Source organism: Pseudoclavibacter sp. CFCC 11306 (genome assembly GCF_008831235.1).
GTDB lineage: Bacteria > Actinomycetota > Actinomycetes > Actinomycetales > Microbacteriaceae > Pseudoclavibacter_A.
In genome coordinates, this window is the sequence record NZ_WBKF01000003.1 from 1 (window position 1) to 22,813 (window position 22,813).

15 protein-coding genes and 3 rRNA genes are annotated in these 22,813 nt (G+C 63.0%); all 18 read right to left on the bottom strand.

The window, feature by feature from the left end; translation table 11 throughout:
- Positions 1-85: 85 nt before the first annotated feature.
- Positions 86-202 (bottom strand): 5S ribosomal RNA (rrf, locus tag F8O09_RS08865).
- 126 nt (positions 203-328) lie between these two features.
- Positions 329-3,430 (bottom strand): 23S ribosomal RNA (locus F8O09_RS08870).
- 481 nt (positions 3,431-3,911) lie between these two features.
- Positions 3,912-5,433: ribosomal RNA gene (locus tag F8O09_RS08875) — 16S ribosomal RNA — on the bottom strand.
- Together the 16S, 23S and 5S rRNA genes form the textbook arrangement of a ribosomal RNA operon.
- A 713-nt stretch (positions 5,434-6,146) precedes the next feature.
- The gene (gene tyrS / locus F8O09_RS08880; RefSeq protein ID WP_225732971.1) at positions 6,147-7,466 is read right to left on the bottom strand and encodes a tyrosine--tRNA ligase; all 1,320 of its coding nucleotides are present in this window, start codon (positions 7,464-7,466) and stop codon (positions 6,147-6,149) included.
- A gap of 7 nt (positions 7,467-7,473) precedes the next feature.
- On the bottom strand, positions 7,474-8,910 hold the full coding sequence (gene argH / locus F8O09_RS08885) for an argininosuccinate lyase (protein WP_158055032.1): 1,437 nt from the start codon (positions 8,908-8,910) through the stop codon (positions 7,474-7,476).
- Between the two features lie 168 nt (positions 8,911-9,078).
- Entirely contained in the window at positions 9,079-9,999 is a 921-nt protein-coding gene (argF, locus tag F8O09_RS08890; RefSeq protein ID WP_158055034.1) for an ornithine carbamoyltransferase, read from the bottom strand.
- Positions 9,996-11,171, bottom strand: coding sequence for an acetylornithine transaminase (locus F8O09_RS08895; protein WP_158055036.1), 1,176 nt, complete (start codon positions 11,169-11,171; stop codon positions 9,996-9,998). Before F8O09_RS08895 ends, argF begins: the two co-directional genes overlap by 4 nt.
- Positions 11,172-11,277: 106 nt before the next feature.
- Positions 11,278-12,234 (bottom strand): acetylglutamate kinase, encoded by a 957-nt coding sequence (gene argB, locus F8O09_RS08900; protein WP_158031874.1) that lies wholly within the window; start codon positions 12,232-12,234, stop codon positions 11,278-11,280.
- 1 nt (position 12,235) lies between these two features.
- Positions 12,236-13,390, bottom strand: coding sequence for a bifunctional glutamate N-acetyltransferase/amino-acid acetyltransferase ArgJ (argJ, locus tag F8O09_RS08905; protein ID WP_158055038.1), 1,155 nt, complete (start codon positions 13,388-13,390; stop codon positions 12,236-12,238).
- A complete protein-coding gene (gene argC / locus F8O09_RS08910) occupies positions 13,387-14,451 on the bottom strand; it encodes an N-acetyl-gamma-glutamyl-phosphate reductase (RefSeq protein ID WP_158055040.1) in 1,065 nt (354 codons plus the stop codon). The genes argJ and argC overlap by 4 nt, the downstream gene beginning before the upstream one ends.
- Before the next feature lie 15 nt (positions 14,452-14,466).
- The gene (gene pheT, locus F8O09_RS08915) at positions 14,467-16,989 is read right to left on the bottom strand and encodes a phenylalanine--tRNA ligase subunit beta (protein ID WP_158055042.1); all 2,523 of its coding nucleotides are present in this window, start codon (positions 16,987-16,989) and stop codon (positions 14,467-14,469) included.
- A complete protein-coding gene (gene pheS, locus F8O09_RS08920) occupies positions 16,989-18,029 on the bottom strand; it encodes a phenylalanine--tRNA ligase subunit alpha (protein WP_158055044.1) in 1,041 nt (346 codons plus the stop codon). Before pheS ends, pheT begins: the two co-directional genes overlap by 1 nt.
- Before the next feature lie 146 nt (positions 18,030-18,175).
- Positions 18,176-18,991, bottom strand: a complete 816-nt coding sequence (locus tag F8O09_RS08925) for an amino acid ABC transporter permease (RefSeq protein WP_158055046.1) — start codon at positions 18,989-18,991, stop codon at positions 18,176-18,178.
- On the bottom strand, positions 18,988-19,635 hold the full coding sequence (locus F8O09_RS08930; RefSeq protein ID WP_158031880.1) for an amino acid ABC transporter permease: 648 nt from the start codon (positions 19,633-19,635) through the stop codon (positions 18,988-18,990). Before F8O09_RS08930 ends, F8O09_RS08925 begins: the two co-directional genes overlap by 4 nt.
- 126 nt (positions 19,636-19,761) lie before the next feature.
- Positions 19,762-20,637 (bottom strand): glutamate ABC transporter substrate-binding protein, encoded by an 876-nt coding sequence (locus F8O09_RS08935; protein ID WP_192497638.1) that lies wholly within the window; start codon positions 20,635-20,637, stop codon positions 19,762-19,764.
- 36 nt (positions 20,638-20,673) lie between these two features.
- The gene (locus tag F8O09_RS08940) at positions 20,674-21,453 is read right to left on the bottom strand and encodes an amino acid ABC transporter ATP-binding protein (protein WP_158031881.1); all 780 of its coding nucleotides are present in this window, start codon (positions 21,451-21,453) and stop codon (positions 20,674-20,676) included.
- A gap of 163 nt (positions 21,454-21,616) precedes the next feature.
- Positions 21,617-22,420, bottom strand: a complete 804-nt coding sequence (locus F8O09_RS08945; protein WP_158055048.1) for a TrmH family RNA methyltransferase — start codon at positions 22,418-22,420, stop codon at positions 21,617-21,619.
- A 2-nt stretch (positions 22,421-22,422) separates the two neighbouring features.
- Positions 22,423-22,803 (bottom strand): 50S ribosomal protein L20, encoded by a 381-nt coding sequence (gene rplT, locus F8O09_RS08950; protein WP_158037505.1) that lies wholly within the window; start codon positions 22,801-22,803, stop codon positions 22,423-22,425.
- Positions 22,804-22,813: the final 10 nt, after the last annotated feature.

Here is a 22,813-nt window from a genome sequence, read left to right on the forward strand (position 1 = left end):
CGTGTTGCGTGTGTGATTGGCGTTCGTGTGTGTGGTTAACGACGGAAGGCCACCCCGCTAGCGGGGTGGCCTTCCGTGAATAATGTTCCGGCGGTGTCCTACTCTCCCACACGGTCCCCCGTGCAGTACCATCGGCGCTGTGAGGCTTAGCTTCCGGGTTCGGGATGTGTCCGGGCGTTTCCCTCACGCTATGGCCGCCGTAACGGCTTCGATCACTATTCAGTTCAACCCACACCCACACCCCAAAAGGTGTGTTGTGGTGGTTCCCGGTCATGGATCGGGAACCGCAGAGTGGACGCGTTCATCGTTACAGAAAGAATTTATGTGTGTTGTCAAGTTCTCGGACTATTAGTACCGGTCAGCTCCACACCTTACGGTGCTTCCACATCCGGCCTATCAACCCAGTGTTCTGCTGGGGTCCTCTCACCATAAATGGTATGGAAATCTCATCTTGAGGCCGGCTTCCCGCTTAGATGCTTTCAGCGGTTATCCATTCCCAACGTAGCCAACCAGCCATGCTCCTGGCGGAACAACTGGCACACCAGAGGTTGGTCCATCTCGGTCCTCTCGTACTAGAGACAGATCCTCTCAAATTTCCGACGCACGCAGCGGATAGGGACCGAACTGTCTCACGACGTTCTGAACCCAGCTCGCGTACCGCTTTAATGGGCGAACAGCCCAACCCTTGGGACCAACTCCAGCCCCAGGATGCGACGAGCCGACATCGAGGTGCCAAACCATGCCGTCGATATGGACTCTTGGGCAAGATCAGCCTGTTATCCCCGAGGTACCTTTTATCCGTTGAGCGACAGCGCTTCCACAAGCCACTGCCGGATCACTAGTCCCGACTTTCGTCCCTGCTTGAGATGTCTCTCTCACAGTCAAGCTCCCTTGTGCACTTACACTCGCCACCTGATTGCCAACCAGGTTGAGGGAACCTTTGGGCGCCTCCGTTACTCTTTGGGAGGCAACCGCCCCAGTTAAACTACCCATCAGGCACTGTCCCTGACCCGGATCACGGGCCGAGGTTAGATATCCAAAACAGTCAGAGTGGTATTTCACCAATGACTCCACGACCACTAGCGTGACCGCTTCAACGTCTCCCACCTATCCTACACAGACTGCACCGAATACCAATACCAAACTATAGTAAAGGTCACGGGGTCTTTCCGTCCTGCTGCGCGTAACGAGCATCTTTACTCGTAGTGCAATTTCGCCGAGTTCATGGTTGAGACAGCTGGGAAGTCGTTACGCCATTCGTGCAGGTCGGAACTTACCCGACAAGGAATTTCGCTACCTTAGGATGGTTATAGTTACCACCGCCGTTTACTGGGGCTTAAATTCTAGGCTTCGCCGAAGCTAACCCTTCCTCTTAACCTTCCAGCACCGGGCAGGCGTCAGTCCGTATACATCGTCTTGCGACTTCGCACGGACCTGTGTTTTTGATAAACAGTCGCTTCCCACTGGTCTCTGCGGCCCGACAACGCTCACGAAGTAAATCCGATCACATCACCGGGCCCCCCTTCTCCCGAAGTTACGGGGGCATTTTGCCGAGTTCCTTAACCATGATTCTCTCGATCTCCTTAGTATTCTCTACCTGACCACCTGAGTCGGTTTGGGGTACGGGCAGCTAGAACCTCGCGTCGATGCTTTTCTCGGCAGCATAGGATCACCCACTTCGACCATACGGTCTCACCATCAGGTCTCAGCCGCATGAGGAGCGGATTTGCCAACTCCTCGGCCTACACCCTTAGACGGGGACAACCATCGCCCCGCGGAGGCTACCTTCCTGCGTCACACCAGAGATACGCTAGCCGCACCAGACAGGGTCGAGCGCTAGGCCTCTTTCCCACCCCGAAGGGCAAGCCAGAGGATTCGGGCTCTTAGCATCACTGGGTTGGCTCTGACGGTTCTTCGCCGGTACGGGAATATCAACCCGTTGTCCATCGACTACGCCTGTCGGCCTCGTCTTAGGTCCCGACTTACCCAGGGCGGATTAGCCTGGCCCTGGAACCCTTGGTCTTCCGGAGGACGGGTTTCTCACCCGTCATTCGCTACTCATGCCTGCATTCTCACTCGTGTGGCCTCCACCGCTGGGTCACCCCGCGGCTTCAACGCCCACACGACGCTCTCCTACCCATCCGCACGACTGGACCACGAAGGCCTGTCACAAATGCGAATGCTACGACTTCGGCGGTGTGCTTGAGCCCCGTTACATTGTCCGCGCAGAATCACTTGACCAGTGAGCTATTACGCACTCTTTCAAGGGTGGCTGCTTCTAAGCCAACCTCCTGGTTGTCTATGCAACTCCACATCGTTTCCCACTTAGCACACGCTTAGGGGCCTTAGTCGGTAGTCTGGGTTGTTTCCCTCTCGACAATGAAGCTTATCCCCCACTGTCTCACTGCCATGCTCTCACTTACCGGCATTCGGAGTTTGGCTGACGTCAGTAACCCTGTGGGGCCCATTAGCCATCCAGTAGCTCTACCTCCGGTAAGAAACACATGACGCTGCACCTAAATGCATTTCGGAGAGAACCAGCTATCACGAAGTTTGATTGGCCTTTCACCCCTATCCACAGCTCATCCCCTCAGTTTTCAACCTAAGTGGGTTCGGTCCTCCACGCGGTCTTACCCGCGCTTCAACCTGGCCATGGATAGATCACTTCGCTTCGGGTTTAGAACATGCGACTCGAACGCCCTATTCAGACTCGCTTTCGCTACGGATCCCCCACACGGGTTAACCTCGCCACATATCACTAACTCGCAGGCTCATTCTTCAAAAGGCACGCCGTCACACCAACAAGGGCGCTCCGACGGATTGTAGGCAAACGGTTTCAGGTACTATTTCACTCCCCTCCCGGGGTACTTTTCACCTTTCCCTCACGGTACTCGTCCGCTATCGGTCATCTGGAAGTATTTAGGCTTACCAGGTGGTCCTGGCAGATTCACACGGGATTTCACGGGCCCCGTGCTACTTGGGAATTCCTCCGGGCGATCACAGCATTTCGTCTACGGGACTCGCACCCACTACGGTCGGCCATTCAAGACCATTCAACTATGCTATTCAACTACCCTCGCCGCTCAGCAGCGCGACAGGAGACTCCCACAACCCCGACCATGCAACACCTGCCGGCTATCACACATGATCGGTTTGGCCTCATCCGCTTTCGCTCGCCACTACTCACGGAATCACTAAATTTGTTTTCTCTTCCTGTGGGTACTGAGATGTTTCACTTCCCCACGTTCCCTCTCACAGCCCTATACATTCAGACTGGAGTAACCAGGTCACAGCCCGGCTGGGTTCCCCCATTCGGAAATCCTCGGCTCAAAGCTCGTTTATCAGCTCCCCGAGGCATATCGCAGATTACCACGTCCTTCTTCGGCTCCAGATGCCAAGGCATCCACCGTTTGCCCTTCGAAACTTGACCACATAAGTAACGAACACAACAAAATCAATTCATCATGTTCACCAGTGTCATCAGTCCGAACCACCACGACAACAGCCGCAATGGTGCAAACAAAATTGACTACAAATATCTATCCGACACACCCACCAAAAGGCGAGCGTGTCCGATGCTCGCGTCCACTATGCAGTTCTCAACCAACGACCAGCACCGCACCCCAACCAGCCACAAAGACCAGCCAGACCACGGCCCAGAAGGGCCAAAGCCCAAGGAAAACCGTCCAACCACCAAAAGCGGCCGACCCGATCCCCCAGGACCCAACAGTATGCACCCCACACCCAACACACCCAAACACTTTCCAAACCCTCCGAAGAAGACCGTACTCACACTCAAATGCACCAGACGCAGGCATGTCGATGATTCCACCCATGAGCAACCCACCAGCTCTCTTGGAAACACTGGCAGGCACTATCAACGAAACCAAACGGTTCCGAAAGCTCCTTAGAAAGGAGGTGATCCAGCCGCACCTTCCGGTACGGCTACCTTGTTACGACTTAGTCCCAATCACCAGTCCCACCTTCGACGGCTCCTCCCAAAAGGTTAGGCCACCGGCTTCGGGTGTTACCGACTTTCGTGACTTGACGGGCGGTGTGTACAAGGCCCGGGAACGTATTCACCGCAGCGTTGCTGATCTGCGATTACTAGCGACTCCGACTTCATGGGGTCGAGTTGCAGACCCCAATCCGAACTGAGACCGGCTTTCTGGGATTCGCTCCACCTCGCGGTATCGCAGCCCTTTGTACCGGCCATTGTAGCATGCGTGAAGCCCAAGACATAAGGGGCATGATGATTTGACGTCATCCCCACCTTCCTCCGTGTTGACCACGGCAGTCTCCCATGAGTTCCCACCATAACGTGCTGGCAACATAGGACAAGGGTTGCGCTCGTTGCGGGACTTAACCCAACATCTCACGACACGAGCTGACGACAACCATGCACCACCTGTATAGAGACCTTGCGGGGCGACCATCTCTGGCCGTTTCCTCTATATGTCAAGCCTTGGTAAGGTTCTTCGCGTTGCATCGAATTAATCCGCATGCTCCGCCGCTTGTGCGGGCCCCCGTCAATTCCTTTGAGTTTTAGCCTTGCGGCCGTACTCCCCAGGCGGGGTGCTTAATGCGTTAGCTACGACACGGAAACCGTGGAAAGGCCCCCACGTCTAGCACCCAACGTTTACGGCATGGACTACCAGGGTATCTAATCCTGTTCGCTCCCCATGCTTTCGCTCCTCAGCGTCAGTAACGGCCCAGAGACCTGCCTTCGCCATCGGTGTTCTTCCTGATATCTGCGCATTCCACCGCTACACCAGGAGTTCCAGTCTCCCCTACCGCACTCTAGTCTGCCCGTACCCACTGCAAGCCCGAGGTTGAGCCTCGGGATTTCACAGCAGACGCGACAAACCGCCTACGAGCTCTTTACGCCCAATAATTCCGGACAACGCTCGCGCCCTACGTATTACCGCGGCTGCTGGCACGTAGTTAGCCGGCGCTTTTTCTGCAGGTACCGTCACTCTCGCTTCTTCCCTGCTAAAAGAGGTTTACAACCCGAAGGCCGTCATCCCTCACGCGGCGTTGCTGCATCAGGCTTTCGCCCATTGTGCAATATTCCCCACTGCTGCCTCCCGTAGGAGTCTGGGCCGTGTCTCAGTCCCAATGTGGCCGGTCACCCTCTCAGGCCGGCTACCCGTCGTCGCCTTGGTGAGCCATTACCTCACCAACAAGCTGATAGGCCGCGAGTCCATCCCCAACCAAAAAATCTTTCCAACCGCTACAGATGCCTGTACGGTTCATATCCAGTATTAGCTACCGTTTCCAGCAGTTATCCCAGAGTCAGGGGCAGGTTACTCACGTGTTACTCACCCGTTCGCCACTAATCCACCGAAGCAAGCTCCAGCTTCATCGTTCGACTTGCATGTGTTAAGCACGCCGCCAGCGTTCGTCCTGAGCCAGGATCAAACTCTCCGAAGAAAATCTGACATGGCTCTAAAAACCACCACAAAAGTGATGGCATAAAACCAAAAGAAAACATGAACCACCAAAACCAAACGGCCCCAGCAATCCAAATCAATTGGCATCGACATGTGCACACTGTTGAGTTCTCAAGGATCGGACGCAACCAACCATCACCACCCAAACCTGGGCGACTACCTGCCGGCGCAACTTTTCCAGCTTACCACAACCATCCACCAAGTCAAACCAGAACACCCAGACAAAACCAGGAGAACCAGAAGACCAGAACGGCCAAGGCGCTTCACCATGTTACCAGAAATTCACACAACGTCAACCCGGAAAAACCAGACCAACACGCAAACAACCAAGCAACACAGACACCCACCATACACCAAAACCAAACGGCCCCAGCAACACAATGAGCGGCCCCCGCTTGAGGCCCAGAACCCTACAGATCCCAGCACCTTTGGGGTGACAAGAAGAAACAATACCCACACCCCACCAACCACCCAAAACCACACCACCCACCCGGGCGTGTCGAACACCACCAACCCCACAGAGGCACTCTCCCGCGAGTCGGGACTCTCGGAACGGCCTGCACCACAGCCACCTGCAGCCAGGTGGTCTCATCCCTCCTCAGACCAGAGACACCTGGAAAACGAAGAAGGAGCCGCCACCAGTGGTGACGACTCCCTTTCGACCGGTGACGGGCCGGGTGCTGCTGCGTGTGTCTATGCCACAGTCAGGCTGGCCAGTGTCTTCTTGCCGCGTCGCAGCACCGCATGGCGCCCGTGCAGCAGCGACTGGTCTGCCAGTGTGGCCTCTGGGTCGGCGACCCGTTCGTTGTTGACCGAGACCCCTCCCTGAGAGATCGCACGTCGGGCTTCGCCCAGGCTCTTCACCAGCTCTGTCTCGACCAGTGCCGCAGCAACCGTGGTGTCCGGTGCGACGGTCGCGGAGGGCAGCTCGGCCAGCGCGGCGATCAGCGTGGCTTCGTCGAGCGTCATGAGGTCGCCGTTGCCGAAGAGCGCAGCCGAGGCGTCGATCGCCGCAAGCGTGGCGTCCAGCCCATGCACCAGCGCGGTGACCTCCAACGCCAGGCGACGCTGCGCCTCACGCTTGTACGGCTCGTCGGCGACTTTCTGTGCGTACTCCGCGATCTCGTCTCGAGTCAGAAACGTGAAGACCTTGAGCCGTTCGATCACGTCAGCGTCGTCGGTGTTCAGCCAGAACTGGTAGAACGCGTACGGCGCGGTCAGGTCGGCATCGATCCAGATGGCGTTGCCTTCGCTCTTGCCGAACTTGGTGCCGTCGGAGTTCGTGATGAGCGGCGTGCCCATCGCATGCACCGACTGCTTCTCGACACGCCTGATCAGATCGACACCGCCGACGAGGTTGCCCCACTGATCCTGGCCGCCGCTCTGCAGAGTGACTCCCTCACGACGGAACAGCTCGAGAAAGTCATTGGCCTGCAGCACCTGGTAGCTGAACTCGGTGTAGCTGATGCCGGCGTCCGAGTTCAGCCGCTTCGAGACGGCCTCTTTCGAGAGCATGGCTCCGACGCGGAAGTTCTTGCCGATGTCGCGCAGAAAGTCGATCGCGCTCAGCTCAGCCGTCCAGTCGAGATTGTTCACGATGCGCACCGCGTTGGCACCGTCGTCGCTGAGATACCGCGACACCTGATGCTGGATGCGTGTGACCCACTCTCCGACCTGTTCGCGGGAGTGCAGCGTGCGCTCAGCGGTTGGCCGCGGGTCGCCGATGAGTCCCGTCGCCCCGCCGACCAGAGCGTACGGCGTATTGCCGGCCAGCTGCAGACGACGCATCAGCAGCAGCTGCACGAGGTGGCCCAGGTGCAGGCTCGCCGCAGTGGGGTCGAACCCGCAGTAATAGCGGATCGGGCCGGCGGCGAGAGAAGCTCTCAGGTCGTCGAGATCGGTGCTCACTGAGATGAGCCCCCGCCACTGGAGCTCGTCGACGATGGAGTCGAATGACTCGTCGATGCGCTGCGGCGCGAGTTCGGTCTGGGTGTCCGTCACGGTTTCAGTCACTTTCTGTCTATGCCTGCTGCTCGGCGACGCCGATACGACGCAGCGTCTCACTCAGTGTTCGCGGTGCCTCTTCGAGCTGGGATCGCACGTTCACCGCCGCGGTGCCGCCGCGTCCGGTGCGGGCGTTGACCGATCCGGCGACGGTCAGCACCTCTCGCACGCCGGGCGTGAGCCGCGCATCCACCGATGCGTACTCTGCGTCGGTGGGGTCGTCGAGACCGATGCCACGCTGTTCGCAGTATCCGACCAGCTTGCCCGAGATCTCGTGGGCGTCGCGAAAGGGCACACCCCGCTTCACGAGCCACTCGGCGACGTCGGTCGCCAGAGAGAATCCCTTGGGCGCGGCCTCGGCCATGCGCTCGGTGTTGAAACGGGCCGTTGCGACCATGCCTGCGTAGGCGGGCAGCAGCACTTCGAGCTGCGTCACCTGGTCGAAGATCGGCTCTTTGTCTTCTTGCAGGTCACGGTTGTATGCCAGCGGCTGCGCTTTCAGCGTCGCCAGCAGCCCGGTCAGGTCGCCGATGAGACGGCCGCTCTTTCCACGAGCGAGCTCGGCGATGTCGGGGTTCTTCTTCTGCGGCATGATCGACGAGCCGGTCGAGTAGCCGTCGTCAAGAGTCACGAAGTCGAACTCAGCGGTGTTCCAGGTGATGATCTCTTCGGCGAAGCGCGACAGATTGATACCGATCATCGTGAGGATGAACGAGAACTCGGCGACCACGTCTCGCGAGGCCGTGCCGTCGATCGAGTTCTGCACCGACGAGGTGAACCCCAGGTCTTCGGCGACCGCCTGCGGATCGAGCCCCAGAGTGTTGCCTGCGAGTGCGCCCGAGCCGTAGGGCGACACGTCGGCACGATCGCACCAGTCGGCGAGTCGGTCGAGGTCGCGCAGCAGCGGCCAGACGTGCGCCAGCAGATGATGCCCGAGCAGTACGGGCTGAGCGCTCTGCAGATGCGTACGACCGGGCAGCGGGTCATCGATGTGGCGTTCGGCCTGCTCGAGCAGTGCGTCGACGACGTGGGCGACCAGGCCTGCGATGGTCCGGGCGTGATCTTTGGCATACATGCGCACAAGAGTCGCGATCTGATCGTTGCGCGATCGACCGGCACGCAGCTTGCCGCCGAGCTCGCCCCCGGCGATCTCGATCAGGCCGCGTTCGAGCGCGGAGTGCACGTCTTCGTCTTCTGGCTGGGCCGCGAACGCGCCAGATGCCACCCGACGACCGAGCTCGTCGAGGGCTGCGATCATGTCTCGGTACTCGTCGTCGGTCAGATAGCCGGCCCGGTGCAGGGCCGCCGCGTGCGCGTGCGAACCTGCCAGGTCATAGGGAGCGAGCACCCAGTCGAACTGTGTCGACCTGCTCAGCTCGGCGAGAGCCGGCGACGGCCCGTCAGTGAAGCGTCCTCCCCAGAGTGCTCCGGCTTTTCCTGCGCGTTCAGACATTGTGCTCCTTCATGCCGCGCCTGCGGCCGTGTTCATTCTACGTGAGAGGTCTCGTCGGGCCCGTGCACCGCGGCGCGCGCCGGATGCGCAGAACGGGCCGCGGCAGTGGGATGTGCCGCGGCCCGTTCAGAGCTCGTCGATCTGTGCAGCTGTCGGGGCCTGCGCTGCTCAGTGCTGCAGCAGCCAGGCCAGCAGCGCCTTCTGCGCGTGCAGACGGTTCTCAGCTTCGTCCCAGACCACGCTGCGCGGGCCGTCGATGACCGACGCCGAGACCTCATAGCCCCGGTAGGCCGGCAGGCAGTGCAGGAAGATCGCGTCGTCAGCCGCCTGGCCAAACAGCTCGTCGTTCACCTGGTAGTCGGTGAACAGTCGCTGGCGTTCGGCCTTCTCGGACTCCTGCCCCATCGACACCCAGGTGTCGGTGAGCACGACGTCCGAATCCTTGACCGCAGCAGCCGGATCGGTGCCGACCCAGACAGAGCCGCCTGTCTTGGCGGCACGTCGTTCGGCATCCGCCACGACATTCGGGTCGGGCAGATACCCCTCCGGGCCGGCCACGCGCACGTGCATGCCTGCGGTCGCGCCGCCGAGCAGGTAGGAGTGTGACATGTTGTTCGCCGCATCACCGACATACGTCAGCGTCAGCCCTTTGAGTGCGCCCTTGTGCTCGCGAATCGTGAGCAGGTCGGCCAGAATCTGGCACGGGTGGAAGTCGTCCGACAGAGCGTTGACGACCGGCACGCGGCTGTTCGCGGCCATCTCTTCGAGGCCTGACTGTGCGTAGGTGCGCCAGACGATCGCCGCGACCATGTGCTCGAGCACATGTGCGGTGTCGCTGATCGACTCCTTGCCGCCGAGCTGGCTCGACTGCGACTCGACGATCAGCGGCGAGCCGCCGAGATCGGCGATGCCCGTTGCGAACGACACACGGGTGCGCGTCGACGTCTTGTCGAAGAACACGGCGACCGTCTGCGGGCCCTCAAGCGGGCGCTGAGAGAAACGGTCGGCTTTGAGTGCGGCCGCGAGGTCGAGCACCTCGGCCTGTTCGACGGGAGTCAGATCGTCGTCTCGAAGAAAATGCCTGGTCATGCGCTGAGCCTCTCTGTCGCTTTCGTCCACCGTTCGCCGAACTCCTGCACCTCTGCCTCGCCGATGATCAGCGGCGGCGCGAGTCGGATGGTCTGTGCATCGGGTGCGTTGATGATGAGCCCCTCTTCAAGGGCGGCTGCGACGAGGTCGGCCGCGACCGGCTTCTCCAGCTGCACACCGAGCAGCAGCCCCATGCCGCGCACACCCGTGACGAGCCGCAGCGTCGGCAGCAGGTCGTGCAGGTGCTGTGACTGGTGTCGCACGTTGTCGAGCAGGGCCTCGCTCTCGATCGAGTTGATGACCGTGCGACCCGCGGTCGTCGCCAGCGGGTTGCCGCCGAACGTCGAACCGTGGTCGCCGGCATGCAGGATGCCGCTGGCCGCTCCGACGGTGACGGTCGCACCGATCGGCACCCCGCCGCCGAGCCCCTTGGCCAGCGTGAAGACGTCTGGCATGATGCCCGACTGCTGGAACGCGAACCAGCTGCCGGTGCGGCCCATGCCGGTCTGCACCTCGTCGACGATGAGCAGTGCGTTCGCCTGTGTCGTGAGCTCGCGGGCCTTCTGCAGGTACCCTTCGGGAAGCGGCAGCACACCGGCCTCGCCCTGCACTGGCTCGACGAAGATCGCAGCGACAGAGTCGTCGATGGTGTCGAGCGCGTCGAGCGTCGCCGGGATGAACTCGACCTCGCTCGCAAGCGGCTCGAAGCGCTCGCGCAGCTTGTGCTTCCATGTCACGCTGAGGGCACCGAGAGTGCGCCCGTGAAAGGCATGCTCGAGCGCGAGAATGCGAGTGCCGCCGCCCTGACGCGCATGGGCGCGAGCGATCTTGAAAGCCGCCTCGTTCGCCTCGGTGCCGCTGTTGGCGAAGAACACGCGGCCGTTCTCGGGGTTGCCTGCGACACGCAGCAGGTCTTCGGCGAGACCGATCTGAGACGGTGAGGTGAACAGATTCGAGACGTGGATGATGCGAGCGGCCTGCTCGCTGATCGCGCGCACGAGTGCGGGGTGGGCGTGGCCGAGCGCCGAGACGGCGATGCCGGCCAGGAAGTCGAGATACCGATTGCCGTCGACGTCGTACACCCATGCTCCTCGACCATGGTCGAGCTCGCGTGCGGGGGTGCCGAAGACGGGAAGCAGATGCTCCTGATAGTCAGTGGTCCAGTCTGCCATGTGTGTGATGTGCTCCTGTGCGGTGAATGAGTGCGTTGCGCAATGGGTGGGCGGATGCGATGGTCGGGGCCGCCGTGAACGACCGATCAGTCGAGGCGGTCCCGCATCATCGTCGCTCGGCCGATGCGTCGTTCGTCTCGGCGCGGGCTGTCGCGTCGGGCGCCGGGGTGACGAGCGTTCCGATACCCGACTGGGTGAAGATCTCGAGCAGCGCCGAGTGCGGACGTCGCCCGTCGACCACGTGCGCCTGAGGAACGCCGCCGCGCACGGCGTCAAGGCAGGCGCGCATCTTCGGGATCATGCCGCTCTCGAGGCTCGGCAGCATCTGTTCGAGCTCATCGGTCGTCATCTGCGAGATCAGGCTGGTGGGATCCGGCCAGTCGCGGTAGAGCCCTCCGACGTTCGTCAGCAGCACGAGCTTGGCTGCGCCGAGCGCCACGGCGAGGGCCGAGGCGGCCCGATCGGCGTTGACGTTCAGCGGCTGGGCGCCGCACTCCCCCTCTGGTGCGATCGACGAGACGACCGGCACACGCCCGGCGTCGAGCTGTGCGCGCACGATCTGCGGCTGCACGCCGACGACCTCGCCGACGAGTCCCAGATCGACAGACCTGCCGTGGTCGTTTCCCGTGATGCGCTCGGCCGTGAACAGGCCGGCGTCTTCGCCTGAGATGGCGACGGCGAACGGACCGTAATGGTTGATGCGCCCGACCAGATCGCGAGAGATCTGCCCGGTGAGCACCATGCGCACGACGTCCATCGCTTCGGGTGAGGTGTAGCGGTACCCGACCCTGAACTCGGTGGGAATGCCGAGCCGTTCCAGCATCTGCGTGATCTGCGGGCCGCCGCCATGCACCACGACGGGCCGAATGCCGACCATGCTCAGATAGACGACATCCTGAGCGAACGCGTCGATCAGCGCTGGGTCGGCCATCGCGTTGCCGCCGAACTTCAGCACGAAGGTCTCGCCGTGAAACTTCTGGAGCCACGGCAGCGACTCCATCAGCGTGGCGGTCTTGACTTCGGCCAGCGCAGCGTCTTCGGCCAGAGAGAGATGCTCAGTCATATCAGCTCTCGTATTCGCTGTTGATCTCGACGTACTCATGGGTGAGATCGCTGGTGCGCACCATACCTGTCGTCTCGCCTGACTTCAGGTCGATCAGCACATGCACGGCGCGAGACGTCAGGTCGACGGTGGCGGGGTCGCGATCGGGCTGGCCCGCATGGCAGATGCGGGTGCCGTTGATCGTCACGTCGATGTCGAAGGGGTCGAACGCGGCCTGAGTCGTGCCCACAGCCGCGAGGACCCGTCCCCAGTTCGGATCGTTGCCTGCGATGGCGGTCTTGAAGAGGTTGCTGCGTCCCACGGCGCGGGCGACCTCGATCGCGTCATCCTCGTCTGCCGCATGCTGCACTTCGATGTCGATGGTGTGCGAAGCGCCCTCGGCGTCATCCTGGATCTTGGCGGCCAGCACGTCGCAGACCTCGGTCAGCCGGGCGACGAACTCCGCGTGCGCAGGGCTGACGCCCGAGGCGCCAGAACTCAGCAGGGTGACCGTGTCGTTGGTCGACATGCAGCCGTCGACGTCGAGGCGGTTGAACGTGTGTCGCACGGCTTCGTCGAGCGCCTGCTGCAGTTCGGCGGCCTCGATCACGGCATCGGTGGTGACCACGACGAGCATGGTGGCCATGCCCGGGGCGATCATGCCCGACCCCTTGGCGATGCCGCCGATCGACCAGCCGTCGGGATGCCGCACAGCGACCTCTTTGGCCACAGTGTCAGTCGTGAGGATGGCTTCGGCGGCCAGGCTGCCGCCGTCTGCCGAGAGCTCGGCAGCGGCAGCGCTCACGCCGCCGACCAGTTTGTCGAGCGGCAGCTGATGGCCGATGATACCGGTCGAGCAGACGACGACGTCGCCGGCTGAGACGCCGACCTGTTCGGCGACCGCCTCTGCTGTCGCGTGAGCCGTCTGAAAGCCCTGCTCGCCGGTGTAGCAGTTCGCACCGCCGGAGTTCAGCACGACGGCGTCGACGCGCCCGTCGGCCGCGACCTGGCGGCTCCAGCGCACTGGGTTCGCCTGGCACCGGTTGGTGGTGAACGCCGCAGCGGCATCGAAGCGCGGACCGCGGTTGACGACGAGCGCCAGATCGCGGTGTCCGTTCGCTTTGATGCCGGCGGCCACGCCGGCCGCCTCGAATCCTGCTGGTGTGGTGACGGTCACGGAGCGACTCCTTCGATGGGCAGCCCGGCGGCCTCGTCAAGGCCCAGGGCGATGTTTGCAGACTGAATGGCGGCACCGGCGGTGCCCTTCACCAGGTTGTCGAGCGCTGAGACGGCGACGAGCCGCCCGGCGGCCTCGTCGACGGCGATGCCGAGCGAGGCGACATTGGAGCCGAGCACGGATGCGGTCGCCGGAAAACGGCCGGCGGGCAGCAGTTCGACGAAGCGTTCGTCTTCGTAAGCGGCTTCGTAGGCGTCGCGCAGGTCGCCGATCGTGGTGCCCGCAGACAGCCGTGCGGTCGAGGTGGCCAGGATTCCACGGGCCATCGGCACAAGCACGGGGGTGAATGAGATGCGGATGTCCTGCGTCGAGATCTCGCCCGGAGCGCTGGCGGCCCAACGCAGATCCTGCTGGATCTCGGGGATGTGGCGATGGGTGCCGCCGACGGCGTACGCACTGGCCGATCCGAGAATCTCGCTGGCAAGCAGGTTCGGCTTCAGCGAACGCCCGGCGCCGGAGGGACCCACCGCGAGCACGGCGACCAAGTCGTCGGTCTCGATCAGGCCTGCCGCGACGGCGGGCGCCAGCCCGATGCTGATCGCGCTCACGTTGCAGCCCGGAGCGGCGATTCGAGTCGCCCCGCGCAGCCAGTCGCGCTGACGGCCGCCTTCACGTGGCAGCTCTGGCAGACCATAGGTCCAGGCCCCGTGATAGTCGCCGCCGTAGAAGCGGTTCCAGTCGTCTTCGTCGATCAGCCGATGATCGGCCCCGGCGTCGACGACGACCACGTTGTCGGGCAGCCGATCAGTGAGTTCGCCGCTCTTGCCGTGCGGCAGGGCCACGAAGACCACGTCGTGACCCGCGAGGTTCTCGGCACTCGTGTCGGCGAGCACGAGGTCTCCGAGACGGTGCAGGTGGGGGTGGATGTCACCGAGGCGCTGCCCGGCGTTCGAATGAGCGGTGACCGTGCGCACCTCGAACTGCGGGTGCGACGAGAGCAGCCGAAGCAGCTCTCCGCCCGCATACCCGCTGGCTCCGGCGACGGCTACAGAGATCGACATGACATTCACCTTACGTCAGGCCCGCAGCTGCGCACCGAAGCGCTCGGCCGCCAGCGCGACCGCGGCGTCCTTCGCCTCGGTCGCCTCTGCGGCGGTCAGTGTGCGGTCGGCCGCGCGGAAGCGCAGAGCGAACGTGAGCGACTTCTCGCCCTCGCCGACGCCGTCTCCGCGATAGTCGTCGACCAACTGCACGTGTTCGAGCAGGTCGCCGGCGCCTTCGGTGACGGCAGCCCGCACCTGAGCCGCCGGAGTGTCGAGCGGCACGACCAGAGAGAGGTCCTGTGTGGCCGCCGTCTGCGTGCGCACCGGCGCGGCGTGCACCTGAGCCGGGGCGATGCGCTGCAGAGCATCGATGTCGATCTCGGCGACGGCGATGCGTCCGTGCAGCTTCATCGCGGCGACGTGGTCAGGATGCAGCTCGCCTGCGAAGCCCACGACGACTTCTCCCTCGGCCGTCGAGGCGACGACCTCGCCACCGCGCCCGGGATGCAGACCGACGAACGCGGCCTGACGCAGGCTGAGCGTGACGCCGAAGGCGAGACCCACCTGTGCCACGAACGCGCTGGCCTCCTGCCAGTCGACAGGGAGCGCCTTGGTGCCGGGCTGATGCGCGATGCTGTTGCCGGCGATCACTGCGGCGATGTGCCGCGGCTGTGGCGGCAGACTCTCGTAAAGCGCCTGCAGCGTGGCCGCATCGGGACGCGCCGTGCCGATCGGCAGTTGCGGCGACCCCGTCTGCTGCCCTGCTTCGGGTCGGAAGACCAGCTCCTGCTCCACGATCGCCAGGTCGGTGAGCCCGCGGCTGATGTTGCGCCGGGCCACTTCGAGCAGACCGGGCAGCACGAGCCGACGCAGAAGGCCCTCTTTAGCATCGAGCGGGTTCGCCAGGGCGACCGACGCCACCTCTGCCGATTCGAACAGTGCGTTCTGCGCTGCAGAGACGAACGGATAGCTGAAGACTTCGGTGTAGCCGGCACCGGCCAGATGCCGGGCCAGCCGCCGACGAGCCTGCTGAGCAGCCGTGTAGCCGTGCCCCGGAGGGGCCACCGGCAGGCGCACCGGAATGCGCTCGTAGCCGGCGATGCGGGCGACCTCTTCGATCAGGTCGACCTGTTCGGTGATGTCAGGGCGCCAGGTGGGGGCAGTGACCTCGAGCACGTCGCCGTTGTCGACGACCTGGGCACCGATCTGTCGCAGAATCGACACCACTTCGTCACGGGTGACGTCGATGCCGGTCAGCGCGGCCGCAGCGTCGACCGGCAGCTGCACCGTCGTCTTGGGCAGCTCGGGCAGGTAGGCCGATCCGATCTCGGAGGCCGTTCCGCCGGCGAGTTCGACCAGCAGGTCGACGACGCGCTGCGCAGCCGCCGGGGCGATGGCGGGATCGACTCCGCGCTCGTAGCGCTTCGAAGCCTCACTGGGCAGTTTGTGTCGGCGGGCGGTGCGGGCGATCGAGACCGGCTCGAACGCCGCAGCCTCGACGAGCACACGCTTCGTGGTCTCGCTCACCTCGGTGGCCGCACCACCCATCACTCCGGCCAGGCCGATGGCATGAGCATGATCGGCGATGACCAGGTCTTCAGGGTCGAGGGTGCGCTCTTTGTCGTCGAGCGTGGTCAGCTTCTCGCCGGCCTGTGCGCGACGCACCACCAGCCCGCCGTCGAGTCGGTCGAGATCGTAGCCGTGGATCGGCTGCCCTGTCTCGAGCATGACGTAGTTGGTGATGTCGACGATGACCGAGATCGATCGGATGCCGGCCAATGTCAGCCTCTCCAGCATCCACGGGGGCGTCGGAGCGCTGGCGTCGACGCCGTCGACGACGCGCGTCACAAAGCTGCGCACGCCGGCCGCACCGCGAATCGGCTGCCGGTCGTCGATCTCGGCCGAGAAGCCGGATGCGAGCACGGGTGTGCCCACCCGATCGACCGGGTCGACGAAGGCCGCGCCGGTCGCGTGACCGTACTCGCGGGCCACACCGCGAATCGAGAAAGCGTAGCCACGATCAGGCGTCACATTGATCTCGACCGCGCGGTCGTCCAGGCCGAGCAGCGGAATCGCCGGCGTGCCGACCTCGGGGTCGAGCCCCAGATCGGCGAGAACGATGATGCCGTCGTGGTCTTCGCCCAGACCGAGCTCGCGCGCGCTGGCCATCATGCCGTCAGAGACATGGCCGTACGTCTTTCGCGCCGCGATGCGGAAGTCACCGGGCAGCACGCTGCCGGGCAGCGTCACGACGACTTTGTCACCCACCACGAAGTTGTGCGCGCCGCAGACGATGCCGCGCACCGACTCGCCGCCGTCAGCAGCCTGCTGGCCTTCAGGGGCCACACGCACACTGCACCAGTTGATGGTCTTGCCGTTGGTCTGAGGCTCGGGCGTCGCCTCGAGCACCTGGCCGACGACGAGCGGGCCGCTGACTTCGAACGCGTGCACGTCTTCTTCTTCGAGCCCGACTTTGACCAGCGCGGCCAGCACCGCATCCGGTTCGGAACTCTGCAGCTCGACGAACTCGCCGAGCCAGCTCAATGGAACCCGCATCAGATAATCACCCCGAACTGCTCGCTGAAGCGCACATCGCCTTCGACCATGTCACGCATGTCATTCACATCGTTGCGGAACTGCAGCGTGCGCTCGACGCCCATGCCGAACGCGAAGCCTGAGTATGCCTCGGGATCGATGCCCGCCGCACGCAGCACGTTGGGGTGAACCATGCCGCAGCCGCCCCATTCGACCCACTGCGGGCCGCCTTTGGCCCCCGGGTACCAGACGTCGAGTTCGGCGCTGGGCTCGGTGAAGGGAAAGTAGCTGGGGCGCAGGCGAATGCGTGCGTCGTCGCCGAACATGATGCGCGCCATGTGCTCGAGCGTGCCGCGCAGATCGGCCATCGTCAGCCCTCGGTCGACCGCGAGCCCCTCGAACTGGTGGAACACGGGAGTATGCGTCGAGTCGAGCTCATCTGTGCGGTACACCTGCCCCGGAGCCAGAACGTAGACGGGCAGGTCGCGTGTCAGCAGCGAACGCACCTGCACAGGAGAGGTGTGGGTGCGCATCAGCAGATGCCGGTCGACCGGCTCGACGAAGAAGGTGTCCTGCATTGCGCGAGCGGGGTGGTCGGCGTCGAAGTTCAGCGCGTCGAAGTTGAACCACTCGTTCTCGATCTCGGGCCCTTCGGCGATCTCCCACCCCATGCCGACGAAGACGTCGCTGACCTGCTCGACGAGCAGGTTGAGGGGGTGGCGGGATCCGGTGCGATGGATGCTGGCGGCGGCGGTGATGTCGACGGTGTCGGCTGCCAGCCGCTCGGCCTTCTCAGCGGCGGCGAGTGAGCTCTCGCGCACGGCGAAGGCCTTGTTCACTCGGCCGCGTGCCTGACCGACGAGCTTGCCGGCCTGGGCTTTCTGCTCTTTCGGCAGACCGCCGATCGATCGGTTGAGTGTGGCCAGCGGCGAACCATCGCCGCTGTGTGCGGCTCGAACCTGCTTCAGTTCGTCGGTCGTCGCCGCGGCCTCGATCGCTTGCAGAGCATCGTCGACGAGCCCGTCGACGATCTCGCCCGTGATGGGAGTGTGATCAGACATGATTCCGTTCCGTGACGTTCCTCGCGAGGCGGCCGGCACGTGGTGCAGCCGCGGTCGAAGTGGAGGGTGCGCCTGCGCGCACCACTCCATTCTAGCGACGTCTACGCATCACACTCGGAATGCGCGCTTCAGCTGGTGCGTACTGGTCAGCGGTGCGCTCGGCTCAGCCGGCGCTGCAGCCAGACCGCGAAGCCGCTGAGCAGCAGGCAGAGACCGATGTAGATCGAACCGATAACGATGGCAGACGGAATGATCGGGTAGTCGAACTGTGCCTGAGCCCCGTAGAACTTGGCGACGTACAGCAGCTCTTCATAGGTGACGATGAAGCCAAGTGCCGTGTCTTTGAGCACGACGACCAGCTGCGAGATGATCACAGGCATCATCGACTTAACCGCCTGCGGCAGCAGGATCATGCGCATGACCTGCCCCTTGCGCAGGCCGATCGAGTAACCGGCCTCTGCCTGCCCCTTCGGCAGTGCCTGAATGCCGGAGCGGAACACTTCGGCGAGAACCGAGCCGTTGTACATCGTCAGGCCGGCGACGACCGCGACGAACGGACTCACCCAAGTGACACCGATCGTCGGCAGACCATAGTAGATGATCATCATCAGGATCAGCAGAGGAACGGCCCGGAACAGCTCGGTGATCCAAGCGGCCGGACGGCTCACCCAGGCGTGATCCGAGAGTCGCCCGACAGCGAGCACCACTCCGAGCACGAGACTGAGCACCGCGGCGAGTGCAAACGCAGACAGCGTGGAGACGAGGGCGAGCCCGACTCGCTGCCACACCAAGGGGTAGGTGAACAGCTGCCACTTCTTCGCCTCGAACTGGCCACTCGTCGCCAGGTGAGAGACCACGAAGCCCAGTACGGCGATGACGACGATGACCGTGACCACGCCCAGAATGCGATTGCGTCGCAGGGCCTTGGGGCCTGGTGCGTCATAGAGAACGGAGGTGCTCATGCCTTGACCTTCCATTTCTTCTCGAGGACTCGCTGTAGCAGAGAAAGCCCCATTACCAGCACCACGAAGATCAGTGCGACCCACAGCAGCACGACCATGGCGTTCTCACCACGCTCTGAGGCGTAGGCGCGGATGGCGCCCGCCTCGAAGACGGAGAAGCCCGCAGCCACTGTGGTGTTCTTCAGAAGAGCGATGAACACGCTGATCAGCGGAGGAACGACGGCTCGGATCGCCTGGGGCAGCACGACCTGCGACATGGTCTGCCCGAAGGTCAGCCCGATCGACCGTGCGGCCTCGGCCTGTCCGACCGGAACGGTGTTGATGCCGGAGCGGATGGCCTCTGCGACGTAGGTTGCGGTGTAGAGGCTCAGGGAGATGATGGCCAAGGCCATGAAACCAGGAGTCGGCAGCCCCAGCTTCGGGTAGCCCAATGCGAAGAACAGCATGAGCAGAGTGAGTGGAGTATTGCGCACCAGGTTCACGTACACCGTGCCGACCACGCGCATCGGGCCGACAGGTGACACTCGCATGGCGCCGACCACGCCGCCGAGCAACAGAGAGAAGACCGCTGACACTGCGAACAGAATCAGAGTGTTGCGAAACCCGGTGAGGAACAGGTCGCTGTTTTCGAGCAGAGTGTTCACGTTCGTCTCTCAGTTCGATGCGGATGGGAAGGATCGGAGTGCCGGGAGGATTTCCCCGGCACTCCGTGCCCCGCCGGCCAGTGGCTCAGACGGCCACGTCGTTCAGCGGAGCGAGTCGACGGCGAATCAGTACGCTTCGACCTTGGGCTGCTCGACCTTCGTGCCCGACGCTCCCAGAGTGCGGTCGAAGATCTCTGTCCAGGTGGAGCCGCCATCGGTGAGCGTCTTGTTGAAGAACGTGCGCAGCGCGGTGTCGTCCTTGCTCAGACCGATGCCGTACTTCTCAGTGGTGAAGGGTTCACCGACGACCTTGAGTGCGTCGGGATCCTGCGCGGCGTAGCCGATCAGAATGGCCTCATCTGTCGTGACGGCATCGAGCTGCTTGTTCTTCAGCCCGTCGACGCACTGCGAGTACTTGTCGAATTCAGTGACCTTCGCCTCGGGGTAGTTCTCGCGAATGTTCTGAATCGGCGTCGAGCCGGTTGCAGAGCAGACCGTCTTGCCTGCCAGATCATCGGGGCCCTTGATCGAGTCGTCGTCCGAACGTACGAGCAGGCCCTGACCGGTCACGAAGTACGGACCGGCGAAGCCGATCTGCTGCTTGCGCTTGTCAGTGATCGAATAGGTGCCCACGTAGTAGTCGATATCACCATTAATGATCGACTGCTCACGGTTGGCGCTCGGAATCGACTTGTACTCGATCTTGTCAGCGCCGAAGCCCAGCGAGGCGGCCATCCACTGTGCCACTTCGATGTCGAACCCAGAGCGCTCGTTCGTTGCGGCGTCGAGATAGCCCAAGCCAGGCTGGTCGTCTTTCACACCGACGATGACTTTGCCGCGCTGCTTGATCGCGTCGAATGTCGGGCTGCCCTCGACCGTGACGTTCTCTGCCACCGGGAACTTGGCGGAATCCGTCGTCGAACCGCCTGACGCGCATCCGCTGAGGGCGATCGCCCCGACTGCCAGCAGTGCTGCACCTGAAAGCGCTTTCCTCATTCTCATGGGGTGGTCTCCATTCTTTCGGGTTGAGCTCACGACTCAGTGCGTGAGGATCTTCGAGAGGAACTCACGTGCTCTCGAGGTTTTGGGATTCGTGAAGAACTCTTCTGGCCGGGCCTCTTCGACGATCTGGCCGTCGGCCATGAAGATGATGCGATTGGCCGCTTTGCGGGCGAAGCCCATCTCATGTGTGACCACCACCATGGTCATACCAGTGCGAGCCAGCTCGACCATGACGTCGAGCACTTCGTTGATCATCTCGGGGTCAAGCGCGCTGGTCGGCTCGTCGAGCAGAATGAGCTTGGGGTTCATGGCCAGGCTGCGGGCGATGGCCACGCGCTGCTGCTGGCCGCCTGAGAGCTGAGCGGGGTACTTCATGGCCTGGTTCGCCACACCGACACGCTTGAGCAGAACCATCGCCTGTTCTTCGGCTTCTTTGCGCTTGAGACCTCGCACCTTGATGGGGCCGAGCGTGACGTTCTCAAGGATCGTCTTGTGCGCGAAGAGGTTGAACGATTGGAAGACCATGCCGACGTCGGCACGGAGGCGGGCGAGGCCTTTTCCTTCGGAGGGCAGCGGCTTGCCATCGATGGTGATTGTGCCCGAGTCAATCGTCTCAAGGCGGTTGATCGCCCGACAGAGCGTCGATTTGCCTGACCCGGAGGGGCCGATCACGACGACGACCTCGCCACGGCCCACGTTCGTGTTGATGTCGTTCAGCACGTGCAGCTCACCGTAGTGCTTTTCGACGTGGTCAATGACCACAATGGGGTCATCACTCTGGATCTGCGGGATCGAGACGGTGTCGTTCGTGGTCATGGTGCCCCATCGTAGTTAGCGCTTCATTGCAAGAACTGCCGCGTAACACTCTCGTAACAAGAGTGGAACCTGGCTACACACTAGCAATCGCAGGCCGAGCCGGCGAATGCTATTCGACTTGCACCGACGGCCGACCTCACGTAGAGGCCGACTACTGCGCTGTTCAGACGTGCATGCGAAACGCCGACTGGTACAGGCAGACGCTGGCGGCGATGGCCAGGTTCAGCGACTCTGCCTGACCGTAGATCGGCAGTCGCACGGCGTGGTCGGCGAGGGCGAGTTCGGCATCGTCGAGACCGTGCGCCTCATTGCCGAAGAGCCATGCCGTCGGCCGAGACAGCAGCTCTGTCGTCGCGTCATCAGATGCGAGCTCGTCACCGCTGATGTCGGCTGCGAGGGTCTGCAGGCCGCTCTCGTGTGCGAGTCGCATTGCGTCGGGCAGATCGACCCCGACCGCCACCGGCAGGTGAAAGAGCGACCCTGTCGTCGAACGGACCACTTTCGGGTTGTAGACGTCGACGCTGCGATCGGTGAACACCACTCCGTCGGCGCCCACTGCGTCGGCCACCCGCAGCACGGTGCCAGCGTTTCCCGGGTCTGAAACGTGATGCATGATCACGACGAGTCTCGGGGTTCCGGAGAACAGGTCTTCGGCGCGAACCGGGAACTGCCGGGCCACCGCCACGACGCCCTGCGGATGCACCGTGTCACTCATCGCTTTGAGCACACGCTCTGTGACGGTCTCGACCGGCAGCCCAGCCGCGCGAGCAGATTCGGACAGATCGCTGAGGCGCCCGAGGGCGTTCTCTGCCACATAGACCTGTTCGACGACCTGAGGGCGCCACCGAATGGCCTCGGCCACCGCTTGCGGCCCATCAAGCAGAAAACGCCCGGTCTTCGACCGGGCGTCTCTGCGTGCCAAAGAGGCAGCGAATCTCACGCGCTCGTTGTGAACGCTGCTGAGCATGTTCAGGCCTGAGGAGCGTTCACATCAGCGGGCAGAGCCTGCTTTGCGGTCTCGACGAGGCTGCTGAACGTCTTGGCGTCAGTGACGGCCAGCTCGGCGAGCAGGCGGCGGTCGACCTCGACACCGGCCAGGTTCAGTCCCTGGATCAGACGGTTATAGGTGATGCCGTTCGCACGTGCCGCAGCGTTGATGCGCTGGATCCAGAGGCGGCGGAACTGCCCCTTCTTCGCACGGCGGTCACGGAAGGCGTAGGTGTACGAATGAGTGACCTGCTCCTTCGCCTTGCGGTAGAGACGCGACCGCTGACCGCGGTAGCCCTCTGCCTTCTCGAGGATCTCGCGACGCTTCTTCTTGGCGTTGACGGAACGCTTGACTCTTGCCATTTCAGTACTC